16 protein-coding genes are annotated in these 14072 nt (G+C 72.9%); 11 read left to right on the top strand and 5 right to left on the bottom strand.

Going from position 1 to position 14072, the window contains the following annotated elements:
* Positions 1–37: 37 nt before the first annotated feature.
* On the top strand, positions 38–1495 hold the full coding sequence (locus ACN9MM_RS24495) for an MDR family MFS transporter (protein ID WP_426368817.1): 1458 nt from the start codon (positions 38–40) through the stop codon (positions 1493–1495).
* On the opposite strand, the gene ACN9MM_RS24490 is transcribed toward ACN9MM_RS24495, so the two are convergent.
* Entirely contained in the window at positions 1428–1826 is a 399-nt protein-coding gene (locus ACN9MM_RS24490) for a hypothetical protein (RefSeq protein ID WP_426365742.1), read from the bottom strand. The genes ACN9MM_RS24495 and ACN9MM_RS24490 overlap by 68 nt on opposite strands.
* A gap of 52 nt (positions 1827–1878) precedes the next feature.
* Between ACN9MM_RS24490 and ACN9MM_RS24485 the strand changes: the two genes are divergently transcribed.
* The gene (locus ACN9MM_RS24485) at positions 1879–2574 is read left to right on the top strand and encodes a uridine kinase family protein (RefSeq protein ID WP_426365741.1); all 696 of its coding nucleotides are present in this window, start codon (positions 1879–1881) and stop codon (positions 2572–2574) included.
* 175 nt (positions 2575–2749) lie between these two features.
* On the opposite strand, the gene ACN9MM_RS24480 is transcribed toward ACN9MM_RS24485, so the two are convergent.
* Positions 2750–3469, bottom strand: coding sequence for a SigE family RNA polymerase sigma factor (locus ACN9MM_RS24480; RefSeq protein ID WP_329854227.1), 720 nt, complete (start codon positions 3467–3469; stop codon positions 2750–2752).
* Positions 3470–3638: 169 nt separating this feature from the next.
* Here ACN9MM_RS24480 and afsQ1 point away from each other — a divergent pair, with 169 nt between their 5' ends.
* The 5 genes from afsQ1 (at position 3639) to ACN9MM_RS24455 (ending at position 7426) form a co-directional block, all read left to right on the top strand.
* Positions 3639–4316, top strand: coding sequence for a two-component system response regulator AfsQ1 (afsQ1, locus tag ACN9MM_RS24475; RefSeq protein ID WP_267045480.1), 678 nt, complete (start codon positions 3639–3641; stop codon positions 4314–4316).
* Positions 4313–5845: an ATP-binding protein gene (locus ACN9MM_RS24470; protein ID WP_426365738.1), complete on the top strand. Its 1533-nt coding sequence runs from the start codon at positions 4313–4315 to the stop codon at positions 5843–5845. Before afsQ1 ends, ACN9MM_RS24470 begins: the two co-directional genes overlap by 4 nt.
* Positions 5842–6462, top strand: coding sequence for a hypothetical protein (locus tag ACN9MM_RS24465; RefSeq protein ID WP_426365736.1), 621 nt, complete (start codon positions 5842–5844; stop codon positions 6460–6462). Before ACN9MM_RS24470 ends, ACN9MM_RS24465 begins: the two co-directional genes overlap by 4 nt.
* 145 nt (positions 6463–6607) lie before the next feature.
* The gene (locus tag ACN9MM_RS24460; RefSeq protein WP_426368816.1) at positions 6608–7135 is read left to right on the top strand and encodes a VanZ family protein; all 528 of its coding nucleotides are present in this window, start codon (positions 6608–6610) and stop codon (positions 7133–7135) included.
* Positions 7136–7225: 90 nt separating this feature from the next.
* Positions 7226–7426: a PspC domain-containing protein gene (locus ACN9MM_RS24455; protein WP_365219655.1), complete on the top strand. Its 201-nt coding sequence runs from the start codon at positions 7226–7228 to the stop codon at positions 7424–7426.
* 77 nt (positions 7427–7503) lie between these two features.
* On the opposite strand, the gene ACN9MM_RS24450 is transcribed toward ACN9MM_RS24455, so the two are convergent.
* Entirely contained in the window at positions 7504–7875 is a 372-nt protein-coding gene (locus ACN9MM_RS24450; protein ID WP_426365734.1) for a hypothetical protein, read from the bottom strand.
* A gap of 171 nt (positions 7876–8046) precedes the next feature.
* A complete protein-coding gene (locus tag ACN9MM_RS24445) occupies positions 8047–9201 on the bottom strand; it encodes an adenosine deaminase (protein ID WP_426365733.1) in 1155 nt (384 codons plus the stop codon).
* Between the two features lie 91 nt (positions 9202–9292).
* Between ACN9MM_RS24445 and ACN9MM_RS24440 the strand changes: the two genes are divergently transcribed.
* Positions 9293–10060: a GNAT family N-acetyltransferase gene (locus ACN9MM_RS24440; protein WP_426365732.1), complete on the top strand. Its 768-nt coding sequence runs from the start codon at positions 9293–9295 to the stop codon at positions 10058–10060.
* Positions 10061–10148: 88 nt separating this feature from the next.
* On the top strand, positions 10149–10937 hold the full coding sequence (locus ACN9MM_RS24435) for an alpha/beta hydrolase (RefSeq protein ID WP_426365731.1): 789 nt from the start codon (positions 10149–10151) through the stop codon (positions 10935–10937).
* On the opposite strand, the gene ACN9MM_RS24430 is transcribed toward ACN9MM_RS24435, so the two are convergent.
* Positions 10923–11894: a LysR family transcriptional regulator gene (locus ACN9MM_RS24430; RefSeq protein ID WP_426365729.1), complete on the bottom strand. Its 972-nt coding sequence runs from the start codon at positions 11892–11894 to the stop codon at positions 10923–10925. The two genes, ACN9MM_RS24435 and ACN9MM_RS24430, sit on opposite strands and share 15 nt — an antisense overlap.
* 62 nt (positions 11895–11956) lie before the next feature.
* Between ACN9MM_RS24430 and ACN9MM_RS24425 the strand changes: the two genes are divergently transcribed.
* On the top strand, positions 11957–13216 hold the full coding sequence (locus ACN9MM_RS24425) for an MFS transporter (RefSeq protein ID WP_426365728.1): 1260 nt from the start codon (positions 11957–11959) through the stop codon (positions 13214–13216).
* A 117-nt stretch (positions 13217–13333) separates the two neighbouring features.
* Positions 13334–14020, top strand: a complete 687-nt coding sequence (locus ACN9MM_RS24420) for a L,D-transpeptidase family protein (RefSeq protein ID WP_426368815.1) — start codon at positions 13334–13336, stop codon at positions 14018–14020.
* Positions 14021–14072: the final 52 nt, after the last annotated feature.

The following is a 14072-nucleotide window of genomic DNA, read 5'->3' as shown; positions in this document are numbered from 1 at the left end:
GCGAAAGGCGCTCCCCTACCCGGGCCTCGTCGGGCTCATGCTCGGCATCGTCCTCGGCACCCTCGACGGCACCATCGTCGGCACCGCACTTCCGACCGTCGCCGGCGAACTCGGCGGCCTCGACCGGCTGTCCTGGGTGGTCACCGCCTACCTCCTCACCGCCGCCGTCACCACCCCCCTCTGGGGCAAGGCCGGCGACCTGTACGGGCGCAAGGGCGCCTACCTCTCCGCCGTCGCGGTCTTCCTCACCGGCTCCGTCCTCTCGGGCCTCGCCCAGAACATGGACCAGCTCATCGCCTTCCGCGCCCTCCAGGGCGTCGGCGCCGGCGGCCTGATGGTCGGCGCCTTCGCCCTGATCGGCACGGTCGTCGCCCCAGAGGACGGCCCGAAGGTCCAGGCGATCACCGGCGCGATGCTCCCGGTCGCCTTCGCCGGCGGCCCGCTCCTCGGCGGGCTGCTGACCGACCACCTGAACTGGCGCTGGGCCTTCTACGTCAACCTGCCCGTCGGCATCGCCGCGCTGCTGCTCGTCGCCTTCGGGCTGCGCGTACGGACCCCGCGCGTCCGGGCCCGCGTGGACGCGGCCGGGGCCCTGCTCCTCACCACCGGCATCCTCGCCCTGACCCTGCTCGCGACCTGGGGCGGAACGCGGTACGCCTGGACCTCGCCGGGGATCCTCGCCCTGGCCGCCACCGCCGCCGTCGCGCTCGCCCTGTTCGTCAGGACCGAGCGGCGCGCCGCGGAGCCGGTGATCCCGCCCCGGCTGTTCCGTAACCGGAACTTCGCCGTCGCGCAGATCCTGAGCCTCCTGGTCGGCGCGGGCATGCTCGCCGCGATGAACTACGTGCCGCAGTACTTCCAGTTCGTCCGCGGCCGGTCGTCCACGGCGAGCGGACTGCTCCTGCTGCCGCTGATGCTCGGCATGGTCGCCGTCCAGCTCGTCACGGGCCGGCTGATCGCACGCGACGGCCGCTACCGGATCTACCCGATCCTGGGCGGCGGGCTCATGACCGCCGGCGCGCTCGCCCTGCTCCTGCTCGACGTGGACACCCCGACGGCCCTCGCGTCCGCGCTCACCGCGGTCCTGGGCGCCGGCATGGGCTTCCTCATGCAGTCGACCCTGCTCATCACGATGTACAGCGCCCCGCCCCGGGACATGGGCGCGGCGAGCGGCACCGTCACGCTCGTCCGCACCCTCGGTGGTTCGCTCGGCGTCGCGACGCTCGGCGCCGTCTTCACCGCGCGCCTCGCGGGGACCGACCCGAACCTGACCCCGGCCCAGGCCGCACGACTGCCGGAGCCGGTACGGGAGGGCCTGCGGGCGGCGGTGACCGACGGGGTGCACGGGGTACTGCTCGGCACGGCCGTGCTCGCCGCCCTGGCTTTCGCGGTGGCCTGGCTCGTACGCGAGGTCCCGCTGCGGTCCTCTACGGAAGCAGCCCCCGCGTCAGCGGACCGGCCAGCGGCAGATCGGCCACTGCCCCGCCCTTCGTGACGTGGTCGGTGACCAGGTTCGTGCCGACCGGCTTGAAGTCGGCGACCTGGGTGCCGAGACCGTTGTCGAGCGGGTCGACTCCCGTGTTGGCCAGCGGGTCGAGCTGGAGGCGGGTCAGCGGGCCCAGGCCCTGGGTGACGCCGGCCAGCGCGCCCGCCCCGGCCGCACCGGCGTCCGTCCTGCTCAGCGAGTCGACCGGCAGCGGCACCGGAGCGGCGGCCTGGGCCGCGGCACCCGCGCCGAACACCGCGGCGCCCGCCGCCGTGACGGTGAGACCGGCCTTGAGCAGGGCACTGCGGCGGGGGGTCCGGGGCTCTGCGTGACGCGCCATGGAGATCCTTCCAGGGGGTGAACGGACGGGCACCGACAGTAGTCGAGGTGTGATGCTCGATACCAACGGCCTTCCTCGGTGGTCCCCTGGACGGGGGAATGCCTCACACTGGTGTTCCGTGAGTTCCCAATCGATCCCGACCCGGGTCGTCCTGCTCGCGGGCCCCTCCGGCTCCGGCAAGTCGTCCCTCGCCGCCGTCGCCGGCCTCCCGGTCCTGCGCCTCGACGATTTCTACAAGGAGGCAGGCGACCCGACGCTCCCGCTCGTCGACGGTTCCACGGACGTCGACTGGGACTCCCCACGGTCCTGGGACGCGGACACCGCCGTCGCCGCGATCGTCGAGCTGTGCCGTACGGGACGGACCGACGTCCCCGTGTACGACATCGCCACCAGCTCCCGCACGGGCCGTGAGCGGCTCGACATCGCGCGGACCCCGCTCTTCGTGGCCGAGGGCATCTTCGCGGCCGAGATCGTGACCCGCTGCCGCGACCTGGACGTCCTCGCGGACGCGCTCTGCCTGCGCGGCCGCCCGTCGACGACGTTCCGCCGCCGGCTCCTGAGGGACCTGCGCGAGGGCCGCAAGTCCGTGCCGTTCCTACTGCGCCGCGGCTGGCGCCTGATGCGCGCCGAACGCACGATCGTCGCCCGCCAGGCCGCCCTGGGCGCCCACCCGTGCGCGAAGCCGGAAGCCCTGGGTCGCCTGGCCGCAGCGGCGGCGGGCCGCCACCGCACCCCCGCGGCGAACTGACGCGCCTCCTGACGCCCCCGCGCGCGCAGCACGAAGCGGGTCGTACGAGACCCCCCGGACTCGTACGACCCGCTTCGCTCTACCCGTACCCCCGTACGGTTCCCCCGTGTTTCCCCCGTCCCCCGAGAGCCCCGTTTCCCCCGTGGGCCCCCGTGGGGTCGTCTCCCCCCGACCTTCAGGCCACCAGCTCGCCGAAGGACTCCTCCTCGTCACGGCCGAAGCTCAGCACCTCGTCCTCGCGCAGTCGCCGCAGCGAGCGCCAGATGCTCGACTTCACCGTGCCGACACTGATGTCCAGGATCTCCGCGATCTCCGGATCGGTACGGCCCTCGTAGTAGCGCAGCACCAGCATCGTCCGCTGGAGCTCGGGCAGGCGGGCCAGGGCCTGCCACAGGACCGCGCGCAGCTCCGTACCCCGCATCGCGTCCGTCTCGCCGACCGTCTCCGGCAGCTCCTCGGTCGGGTACTCGTTGAGCTTGCGCCGGCGCCAGGCGCTGATGTGCAGGTTGGTCATGGTGCGGCGGAGGTACCCGCCGACCGCGGCCTTGTCACTGATCCGGTCCCAGGCGCGGTACGTGGAGAACAGCGCGCTCTGGAGCAGGTCCTCGGCCTCGAAACGGTCACCTGTGAGGTGGTAGGCGGTGGCGTACAGGGAGGCACGACGCTCCTGGACGTAAGCCGTGAACTCGGCTTCCGAGCAGGTGCGCTCCCCCGTGACCTCCCCGTACGCCGCTCCCCCGTCAGCAACGGCCACCATGTACGGCGCCTTGCGCTGACGCCCGACGTTGCGAACGCACCCCCGCCCGTTCACACCGCCGGACTTCTCCGTGCTCCGCACGACGTCGTGGAGACGCGTGACAACTGCGCTTGAGGTGGTGCTGTGCAGTGCGTTCATCTCGCGCCCCCCGTCGGTTGGAGTGTGTTTCGGTCCGTGTGCCAAGAAGCTTGCCCGGCGGACTTCATGGCGGTGTCCGCCGACTGTCACAGCCGTGTCACAGGGAACGAGACAGAAGCGAGTCGGTGAGCGGTCGATCTCGGACGGCCGAATGGGCCAGAATGACGACGTGCCTTTTCTGCTGCTGATCGAGGACGACGACGCCATCCGCACGGCCCTCGAACTCTCCCTGTCCCGGCAGGGCCACCGGGTGGCCACCGCCGCGACGGGCGAGGACGGGCTCCTGCTGCTGCGCGAGCAGCGGCCGGACCTGGTCGTGCTCGACGTCATGCTGCCCGGCATCGACGGCTTCGAGGTCTGCCGGCGCATCCGCCGGACCGACCAGCTGCCGATCATCCTGCTGACCGCGCGCAGCGACGACATCGACGTGGTCGTCGGGCTGGAGTCCGGCGCCGACGACTACGTCGTGAAACCGGTGCAGGGCCGGGTCCTGGACGCCCGCATCCGGGCCGTGCTGCGGCGCGGGGAGCGCGAGTCGACGGACTCGGCGACGTACGGCTCCCTGGTGATCGACCGTTCGGCGATGACCGTCACCAAGAACGGCGAGGACCTCCAGCTCACCCCGACCGAGCTGCGGCTTCTCCTGGAGCTGAGCCGGCGGCCCGGACAGGCGCTGTCCCGGCAGCAGTTGCTGCGGCTCGTGTGGGAGCACGACTACCTGGGCGACTCGCGGCTCGTCGACGCCTGTGTGCAGCGGCTGCGCGCCAAGGTGGAGGACGTGCCGTCCTCGCCGACGCTGATCCGTACCGTCCGCGGGGTCGGCTACCGGCTGGACGTCCCTGCGTGAGCAGGGGGATCTACGCGCGGCTGCGGCTGTCGAGCCTGCGGCTCCGGCTCGTCGTCGTCTTCGCCCTCGTCGCGCTCACCGCGGCCGTCGCCGCCTCCGGCATCGCGTACTGGCTGAACCGCGAGGCGGTGCTGACGCGTACCCAGGACGGGGCGCTCAACGACTTCCGGCAGGTGATGCAGAACCGGGCGGCGACCCTGCCGCTCCGGCCCACCCAGGACGACCTGCGGCGGACCGCCGAGCAGATGGCGACCGGCAGCGCCGCCCAGTACCAGGTGCTGCTGCTCGGCGAGCGGGCCGCGGGCAAGCCGATCGTGGGCGCCTCGGACCCGGACGACTTCACGCTGGCCGACGTGCCGCGCTCGCTCCAGGACGCCGTGGACACGAAGCGGCCGGTGACGGAGGCCAATCCGTACGCGTACCACCTGTTCTGGCAGCGTGTGGAGCGGAACGGGACGCCGTACCTGGTCGGCGGGACGCGGATCGACGGCGGGGGCCCCGCCGGGTACATGTTCAAGTCACTCGCCGCCGAGAAGGCCGACCTGAACTCACTCGCCTGGTCGCTGGGGATCGCCACCGCGCTCGCGGTGGCCGGCTCGGTGCTGCTCGCGCAGGTCGCGGCGACGACCGTGCTGCGCCCGGTGCACCGGCTCGGCGAGGCGGCCCGGCAGCTCGGCGAGGGCAAGCTCGACACCCGGCTGCGGGTCACCGGAGCGGACGAACTGGCCGATCTCACCCGTACGTTCAACAGCGCGGCCGAGTCGCTGCAGAAGAAGGTCGCGGACATGAGCGCGCGGGAGGAGTCCTCCCGGCGGTTCGTGGCCGACATGTCGCACGAGCTGCGGACCCCGCTGACCGCGCTGACGGCCGTCACCGAGGTCCTGGAGGACGAACAGGACTCCCTGGACCCGATGATCGCCCCGGCGGTGGCGCTCGTGGTCAGCGAGACCCGGCGCCTCAACGACCTGGTGGAGAACCTGATGGAGGTGACCCGCTTCGACGCGGGCACCGCGCGGCTCGTCCTCGACGAGGTGGACATCGCGGACCAGATCACCGCGTGCATCGACGCGCGGGCCTGGCTGGACGCGGTCGACCTCGACGCGGAGCGCGGGATCATGCTGCCGCTCGACCCGCGCCGCCTCGACGTGATCCTGGCGAACCTGATCGGGAACGCGCTCAAGCACGGCGGCTCGCCGGTGCGGGTCTCGGTCCGTACGGACGACGACGAACTGGTCATCGCGGTGCGCGACCACGGGCCCGGCATCCCCGAGGAGGTGCTGCCGCACGTCTTCGACCGCTTCTACAAGGCGAGCGCGTCCCGGCCGCGGTCCGACGGCAGCGGGCTCGGTCTGTCGATCGCCATGGAGAACGCGCTGATCCACGGCGGTTCGATCACGGCGTCGAACTCGGTCGGCGAGGACGGGAACGTCGACGGCGCGGTGTTCGTGCTGCGGCTGCCGCTGGACGCCTCGGGGATCACACGCGAGGTGCAGACCCGCAGCAGCCAGGGCGAGGTGGAGGAAGCGTGAGGCGTCGCGTCCATGTCCTGGCGGCGGCGGTGCTCGTCGCGCTGGTCGGCGGCTGCGGGATCCGGACCACATCGGTCCCGGTCGACGCGGGCGCGGCCCCGTCCCGGGTCCCGTGCAGCGTGACCGACGACGGTACGACCGGGGCGGCGGCGCAGGGCGTGCCGGTCCGGGTGTTCCTGGTGTGCGGCTCGCAGCTGGAGGCGGTGGACCGCCGGTCGCCGCTGCCGGAGGAGAAGGCGGGCGGCGATCCCGTGCGGACCGCCGGGGGCCTGCTCGCGCAGCTGCTCGCCGAGCCCTCGGAGAGCGAGCGGGAGGCCGGATTCACGACCGAGGTGCGCGGGCCGCTGACCGTGGGCGGCGGGCACCGGGGCGACCCGGCGGGCACGCTGCGGCTGAGCCGGCAGCCGGAGGACCTGGCGCCGACGGCGCTGTCGCAGCTCGTCTGCACCTTCGCGGAGAGCTCGGCGGGCGCGGGCGGGCACACGGTGCTGCTCGGGGGGCCGGGTGCGTACCCGCCGAAGCGGTACCGCTGCACGGCGGAACTCCGCGAACGCCCGGACACCACCCCACCCACGGCACCACCCACGGCCCCGACCCCGATCCCGACCCCGAGCTGACCCGCCGCACGTGCCGTGCGGCGCCCGTCGCCACCCACGCCGTGCGGGCCGGTAGGCCGCGCGCGGAGGCGGCGGCGGAACCGATTCCGGTGTGGGGGGCGTCTTGGGGGGCGTGCAGCGTCAAGGTTCGGGCGGCCAGGCCGCCATGGTCGTCCGCGTGGCGGGGTTCGTCCTCCTCGCCGCGCATCTGCTGCTCGTCGCCTGGATCGGTCTCCGCCCACGCGACGTCGCCTGGGTGACCGCCCCGAACACGATCCCGCTGCACGGCCTGCGCGCCGATCTGGCGCTCGGCGGCGCCGAGGCCGCCCGGCTGATCGGTGAGGGTCTGCTGCTCCTGGCCCCGCTCGGGGTGCTGCTGCCGATGGCCGACGGACGGCTCCATGTCTCCGGGTGGGCCTCCCTGGCCCGTACGACCGCCGCGGGCGCGCTCGTGTCGCTGGCGCTGGAGCTGCTGCAGACCGCGGTACCCGGGCAGGTCGTCGACGTGGACTCCGTACTCCTGAACACGACGGGCGTCGCCCTGGCGCACCTCCTGCTGGTCCCGGCCGGCCGGACCCGGCTGCGCCGCAGGTGGGAGGGGCGGCGCACGCCGGGTCAGGGTTCCGCCCTGCCGCGGAACGAGGGTTCTCAGGGTGCGACCCCGACGATTACCAGGGTCCCGATCGCCCGGTAGACCGACGCTCCGTCCCCCTCCGCGGCGGCAGTATGGAGTCATCGGGAGCCCGAAGGAGCGGCTCCCGGACGAACTCCGAAGGAGCCCACCATGGCCGCACTGACCCGCCCCCGTGACGGACGCGTGCTCGGCGGAGTGTGCGCGGCGCTGGCCCGGCGCTTCGGCACCTCCGCGACGACGATGCGTCTGATCTTCCTGGTCTCGTGCCTGCTGCCCGGACCGCAGTTCCTGATCTACCTGGGCCTGTGGATCTTCCTGCCGGCGGAGAAGACCGCGAGCTCGGCCTGGTAGCCGCCGTTCGCACGTACGCCGAAGGGGCGCGTACCCGGGGTTCCGGGTGCGCGCCCCTTCGGCGTGTACGGCGGGGGTCAGCCGATCGGGAGACCACCGGCGCCGAGCGGCAGGCCGCCGAGGAGGCCGCCGAGCGGGGTGGCGCCGAGGCCGCCGGCGGCGGCGTCGAGCGGGAGGTTCTGGGTGGCCTGGCCGGCGGCGGCGGGAAGGGTCTTCACGCCCTGGTCGACGCCCTGGCCGAGGGCGCCCTGCCCGGCACCGAGGGACTCGGTGGCGCCGTCAGGGAGCGTGGTGAGGCCGTCACCCAGCGGGACGGCCGAGGTCACCGTGCCCAGTGCGTCGGCGTCGAGCGGCAGGGACGGCGCGGCGGAGGCCGCGCCGGCACCGGCGGCGACGAAAGCGGCACCGAGAGCGGCGACACCGAGCTTCTTGGCGGCAGACTGCTTCATCAGAAAATCTTCCTTGGGGAATCCGGGGGCTTCGGGAAAGCCGGGAGGGGAAATCCTGGGAATCGAGAGCGGCTCTGCAACCTAACCAGCGAATGTCGCCTCTGCAAACACCGGAAAGCGGCCGGGTGTCGCATCGACCCGGCCGCTCCCACCCCCTTCACGGGGCGCCCCTCAGCCCTCCGTGCGGGAAGACTCGCTGGTCGTGGCGGTCTGCTGGAACAGCCATTCGGACTTGAGCTCGGCGTATCCGGGCTTGATGACCTCGTTGATCATGGCGAGGCGTTCATCGAAAGGAATGAACGCTGATTTCATCGCATTGACCGTGAACCACTGCATGTCGTCGAGCGTGTAATCGAATGCCTCGGTCAGGAGCTCGAATTCCCGGCTCATGCTCGTCCCGCTCATGAGCCGGTTGTCGGTGTTGACCGTGGCCCGGAAGTGCAGCTTGCGGAGCAGGCCGATGGGGTGCTCGGCGAACGAGGCGGCGGCGCCGGTCTGGAGGTTGGACGAGGGGCACATCTCCAGCGGGATCCGCTTGTCGCGGACGTACGCCGCGAGGCGGCCGAGGCGGACGGAGCCGTCGTCGGCGACCTCGATGTCGTCGATGATCCGGACGCCGTGGCCGAGCCGGTCGGCGCCGCACCACTGGAGCGCCTGCCAGATCGACGGCAGCCCGAAGGCCTCGCCGGCGTGGATCGTGAAGTGGTTGTTCTCCCGCTTGAGGTACTCGAAGGCGTCGAGGTGGCGGGTGGGCGGGTAGCCGGCCTCGGCGCCCGCGATGTCGAAGCCGACGACGCCGGAGTCGCGGTAGCGGTTGGCGAGTTCGGCGATCTCCAGGGCGCGGGCGGCGTGCCGCATGGCGGTGAGGAGGGCGCCGACCCGGATCCGGTGGCCGTTGGCCCTGGCCTGCCGCTCGCCCTCGCGGAAGCCCTCGTTGACGGCCTCCACGACCTCTTCGAGGGTGAGACCGCCTTCCAGGTGCTGCTCGGGGGCGTAGCGCACCTCTGCGTAGACGACGCCGTCCTCGGCGAGGTCGAAGGCGCACTCGGCGGCAACGCGGAAGAGGGCGTCGCGGCTCTGCATGACGGCACAGGTGTGCGCGAAGGTCTCCAGGTACCGCTCCAGGGAACCGGAGTCGGCGGCTTCGCGGAACCAGATGCCGAGCTTGTCGGGCTCCGTCTCGGGAAGCTGCCCGTAGCCCTGCTCCCGGGCGAGTTCGATGATCGTGCCGGGGCGCAGTCCGCCGTCGAGGTGGTCGTGGAGCAGCACCTTCGGGGCACGGCGGATCTGGTCCGCGGTGGGGACGTTGGGGGTCTGGCTCGTCATTTCCGCACTCTAGCCCCTACGCGCGTAGAACGCGCCTCGTGGCGCCGTTTTTCTCGTGGCGGGGCGACGACGGCCCGCCTAACCTGCCCGCATGACCTCGACCGCACCCGAACTCCCGCGCGTCCACCGCTTCCTGGCCGACTTCCACCGCCGGCAGGCGACCCGGACCGTCGACTTCCCCGGCGCCGTCGCGGTGCTCCACGACGCCTACCCGCTGTCCCGGGGGAACAACCACGTGCTCGTCGACGGGGCCGTGGACCCCGAGGCGCTGCCCGGGTACACGGAGGAGGCGCTGGGCCACCTCCCGTACCGCTACGCGTACGTCCTGGACGAGACCACCGCCGCCGCCTGCGTGGCGCCGATGGAGAGGGCGGGGTTCCGGCACGCCACCACGCTGGTCATGGCGCACCACGGCCCGGTGCCGGAGCACGGCGGGGCGCGGGAGGTCGACTTCGACGAGCTGCGCGGCCCGGTCACCGCGTCCTGGCCGCGCTTCGCCCCGGACGCGACGCCGGAGCACATCCGCGACCTGGTGGAGCGGCGGACGGCGCGGCGGCGCGGGGCCGAGGTCGTACGGTTCTTCGCCGTGCACACCCCGGAGGGCGAGGTCGCCGCCTGGGTCGACCTGTACATGGACCCGGCGGCGGGGATCGCGCAGATCGAGGACCTGGTGACCGTGGAGGCCCACCTCGGCCAGGGGTACGCGGGCCGGGTCCTGGACACGGCCCTCCACGAGGCCGCCGCCGCGGGCTGCGGGACCCGCTTCCTCACCGCCTTCGCGGGCGACTGGCCGCACCGCTGGTACGCCCGGAAGGGCTTCCGGATGATCGGCACGGTGGCCCGGTTCGAACGGGTATAGGAACAAAGGGCGTTCGCTCCCCGGACGATACGTAACAGAGACCGCGCGTACGGCTGGCGTACACCTCCGCTTCTGAGACTGTTCTGCCATGGCGCACATCGCACTCGTGGGGCCGCCCGAATCCCGGAGACCCCGGCTGGGACGGCCCGTCAGTTCCCGGTCGGCTGCCGCGGAGGTGGGCGGCGTGGTGCTGCTCCTGCCCGACGGTGAGCCGGTGTCGGCGCGGCGGGCCTCCACGCGGGCCCACGCGGCGATGCTGCCGCTGGGGCGCGGTCTGGTCAGGGCGGGCCGGTCCGAGGGGCTCGCCGCGCACGTGGTGCGCTACCGGGCCCGCGGCTGGAACGGCGCGGACGCGGACCTCGTCACGGACGCCTCCTGGGCGGTCGAGGAGGCCGTACGGCGCTACGGCGACGTCCCGGTCTGCCTCCTGGGCCACGGGATGGGCGCACGGGCGGCCTTGCGGGCGGCCGGGCATCCGGCGGTCGCCGCGGTCCTCGCGCTCGCGCCGTGGCTGCCGGAGGACGACGTGGCGGCCGAGCCGGAGCCGGTGCGGCAGCTGGTCGGGCGCCGGGTGCTCCTCGTGCACGGCACGAACGACGCGCGGAGGGACCCGGAGCTGTCGTTCCGGTTCGCCGAGCGGGCGAAGAAGGCCAACCGGGACACCTGCCGCTTCGAGGTCCACGCGGACGGCCACGCGCTGCGCCAGTACGCGGCCGAGGTCCGGGCCCTCGCCGGGAACTTCGTGCTCGGCGCCCTCTTCTCCCGGCCGGTCGCCCGCCCGCTGGCCGACGCGATGGCCGCTCCCCCGCCGCTCGGCCTGCGGATGCCGCTGGCGGCGGGCTTCGGGGCGGCGAGGAGCGGCTCACGCCGGAGGTGAGGGCTCCTTCGGGAGCAGGTGGCCCCGGCGGCTCAGCAGGAACTTCTTGAAGGCGGCCACCGGGGCCGTGTCCGGGTGGCCGTCGAGCCAGGCGACGCCGATCTCGCGGACCGCGCGCGGCGCGGTGACGGTGAGTTCGACGACGCCGGGGCGGGGGACGGCGGGCGGGGGCAGCAGGGCGACGCCGAGCCCGGCGGCGACGAGCCCGCGCAGGGTCTCGGCCTCCTCGCCCTCGAACGCCACCCGGGGCCTGAAGCCCGCCTCGGCGCACAGGTCGTCGGTGATGCGGCGGAGCCCGTACCCCGGCTCCAGGGTCACGAAGGTCTCCTCCGCCGCCTCGGCGAGGCGGACCCGCTTGCGGCCGGCGAGCCGGTGGTCGTCGGGGACGACGAGCCGCAGCCGCTGTTCGTCGAGGCGCCGGGCCACCAGGTCGGGGGCGTCCGGCACCGGGGAGGTCAGGCAGAGGTCGAGGTCGCCGGCCCGCAGCCGCTCGATCATGGCCTCGCCGTAGTTCTGGACGAGGGTGAAGCGGATCCTCGGGTGGTCGACGCGGAAGGCGCGGATGAGGCCGGGGACGGTCTCGGAGCCCATCGTGTGGAGGAAGCCGAAGGCGACCCGGCCCGCCGTGGGGTCGGCGTCCGCCCGTACGGTGTCGGCGGCCCGTTCCACCTCGGCGAGGGCCCGCTCCGCGGCGGTGAGGAAGCGGCGGCCCGCCGGGGTGAGGGAGACCGTGCGGCCGCGCCGGGCGAAGAGGGTGACGCCGAGGTCCTGTTCGAGCCGGACGATGGCCCGCGAGAGCGTCGACTGCGGCACGCCCATCTCCGCCGCGGCCCGGGTCACGTGCTCGTGCCGGGCGACGGCGGCGAAGTACGCGAGCCGCGGCGCGAGCAGCGGTCCCATGTCTTCTTCGTTACTGTTCGGTGACAGGCGAGGCTGTGACCTGTACTCATGCACCATGGGAACGATTACAGCAGTTCCGTGCATTGGACGCATGAAACGGACCGTCCTACGTTCGTGACATGCCTTCCGCCAGTACCAAGGCGGCCGCCACCACCGCGTCCGCCGACACCCGCCTCTCCCCCGGTGCCCCCGGCTACCGCCGGATGAGCCTCGCGCTCTTCGCCGCCGGACTGGCCACCTTCGCCCTCCTCTACTCCACGCAGGCCCTCCTCCCGGCCATCTCGGCCGAGTTCGGCGCCACCGCCTCCGCCGCCTCCTGGACGGTCTCCGCCGCGACCGGCGCCCTCGCCCTCTGCGTCCTGCCGCTCAGCGCCCTCTCGGAGCGCCTCGGGCGGCGCACGATGATGACGGCCTCCCTCTCGGTCGCCGTCGGCGTGGCGCTCCTGGTGCCGCTCGCCCCGAACCTGGAGTCCCTGATCGCGCTCCGCGCGGTCCAGGGCGCCGCGCTCGCCGGCCTCCCGGCCTCGGCGATGGCGTACCTCGCGGAGGAGGTGCGGCCGCGGGCGCTGGTCGCCGCGATCGGCCTCTTCGTCGCGGGCAACTCGATCGGCGGCATGAGCGGCCGGCTCGTGACCGGCTGGGTGGCCCAGATGTGGGGCTGGCGTGCGGGTCTGGCCGCCGTCGGCCTGACCTCCCTGGTGTGCGTGCTCGCCTTCCGGGTGCTGCTCCCGAAGGCCCGGCACTTCACGCCCGGCACGCTGCACCCGAAGGCGCTCGCGCGGACCGTGCGGGGACACCTCGCCGACCCGCTGCTCATGCGTCTGTACGTGATCGGCGCGCTGTTCATGACGGTCTTCGGCGCCGTGTACACGGTGATCGGCTACCGCCTCGTTGAGGCGCCGTTCTCGCTGCCGCAGGGTGTGATCGGCTCGATCTTCCTGGTCTACCTGGTGGGCACGGTCTCCTCCGCCGCCGCCGGGAAGCTCGTCGGGCGGCTCGGGCGGCGCGGGGCGCTGTACCTGGCGGTGTCGACGACGGCGGCGGGCCTGCTGTTCTCGCTCTCGGACTCCCTCGCCCTGGTCCTCGTGGGCCTGGTCCTGATCACGGCCGGTTTCTTCGCGGGCCACGCGGTCGCCTCCTCCTCGGTGAGCCGCACGGCGAAGACGGGCCGGGCGCAGGCCTCGGCGCTCTACCAGTCCGCGTACTACCTGGGCAGCAGCGCTGGCGGCACGCTCGGCGCGATGGCCTTCCACGCGGGCGGCTGGGCGGGCACGGTCCTGATCGGCCTGGTCGCGGTCCTCGGGGTCGTCTCGGTCACGCTGTACGGCTCGCACAGCGCGCGGGCCGCGGCGCGGCGACCGCATCCGGCCACCGCGTAGGTTCGATCGGGAGCGCGTGGTTCCCCTTCTGGGCTGCAACCGTCACACTCCCCCGTACGTCCTCAAATACAGGGACTCAAGGGGGAGTTGACGATCATGAACAGAGTCACGCGACAGATGGGCAGAAGGGCGGGCATCGCCGCCGGGATCACGTCGCTCGTGGTGCCGATGACGATCGCGCTCGGTACGGCTCCGGCGCAGGCGGCGTCCTGCAACGTGACGACGGGGCCGTACCAGAAGCAGGTCGAGAAGTTCCTCGGACGGCCGGTCGACGGACGCCAGTCGCTCGCCGACTGCCAGGCGATACAGGCCTTCCAGCGCAAGCACGGCATCACCCCGACGGTGGGGTACGCGGGGCCGCTGACCTGGCGGACCATGAACACGATGATCCAGCAGAAGGCGGCGGGGTCGAACCCGAACAAGGACCGCAGGTGTCCGACGAACAAGGGCCGGATCGCCTGCGTCGACCTGACGCGCCAGCTGAGCTGGATCCAGGACGGCTCGCGCCTGAAGTACGGGCCGGTGCCGGTCCGCACGGGCAAGGACGGCACCGAGACCCGTACCGGCGCCAAGAAGATCTACTGGCGGAACATCAACCACTGGTCGACGCTCTACCACGTCTCCATGCCGTACTCGCAGTTCTTCGACGGCGGCCAGGCCTTCCACTCGACGACCAAGTCCATGTGGAACCCGCCGGGGTCCGGCGGCTGCGTCAACATGACGTCGAAGGACGCCAAGGCGTACTGGAACCTGCTCAGGAACGGCGACGACGTCTTCGTCTACGGCCGCAAGCCGGGAACCTGACCCCGGCTGTCAGTGCCCTGCGGTAGCTTCCCTCTCACCGGCACCGAACGGG

Source organism: Streptomyces sp. E-08 (assembly GCF_049913095.1).
Lineage (GTDB): Bacteria > Actinomycetota > Actinomycetes > Streptomycetales > Streptomycetaceae > Streptomyces.
Note: the sequence above shows the minus strand (reverse complement) of the source record. Positions and strands in the feature narration are given on the sequence as shown.

Bases quoted from the DNA above. Each gene is read 5' to 3' on its own strand.
- ACN9MM_RS24495 (WP_426368817.1), top strand. From the start codon at position 38: ATGCTCGGCATCGTCCTCGGCACCCTCGACGGCACCATCGTCGGCACC.
- ACN9MM_RS24490 (WP_426365742.1), bottom strand. From the start codon at position 1,826: ATGGCGCGTCACGCAGAGCCCCGGACCCCCCGCCGCAGTGCCCTGCTC.
- ACN9MM_RS24485 (WP_426365741.1), top strand. From the start codon at position 1,879: ATGCTCGATACCAACGGCCTTCCTCGGTGGTCCCCTGGACGGGGGAAT.
- ACN9MM_RS24480 (WP_329854227.1), bottom strand. From the start codon at position 3,469: ATGAACGCACTGCACAGCACCACCTCAAGCGCAGTTGTCACGCGTCTC.
- ACN9MM_RS24460 (WP_426368816.1), top strand. From the start codon at position 6,608: ATGGTCGTCCGCGTGGCGGGGTTCGTCCTCCTCGCCGCGCATCTGCTG.
- ACN9MM_RS24455 (WP_365219655.1), top strand. From the start codon at position 7,226: ATGGCCGCACTGACCCGCCCCCGTGACGGACGCGTGCTCGGCGGAGTG.
- ACN9MM_RS24450 (WP_426365734.1), bottom strand. From the start codon at position 7,875: ATGAAGCAGTCTGCCGCCAAGAAGCTCGGTGTCGCCGCTCTCGGTGCC.
- ACN9MM_RS24445 (WP_426365733.1), bottom strand. From the start codon at position 9,201: ATGACGAGCCAGACCCCCAACGTCCCCACCGCGGACCAGATCCGCCGT.
- ACN9MM_RS24440 (WP_426365732.1), top strand. From the start codon at position 9,293: ATGACCTCGACCGCACCCGAACTCCCGCGCGTCCACCGCTTCCTGGCC.
- ACN9MM_RS24435 (WP_426365731.1), top strand. From the start codon at position 10,149: ATGGCGCACATCGCACTCGTGGGGCCGCCCGAATCCCGGAGACCCCGG.
- ACN9MM_RS24430 (WP_426365729.1), bottom strand. From the start codon at position 11,894: ATGGTGCATGAGTACAGGTCACAGCCTCGCCTGTCACCGAACAGTAAC.
- ACN9MM_RS24425 (WP_426365728.1), top strand. From the start codon at position 11,957: ATGCCTTCCGCCAGTACCAAGGCGGCCGCCACCACCGCGTCCGCCGAC.
- ACN9MM_RS24420 (WP_426368815.1), top strand. From the start codon at position 13,334: ATGGGCAGAAGGGCGGGCATCGCCGCCGGGATCACGTCGCTCGTGGTG.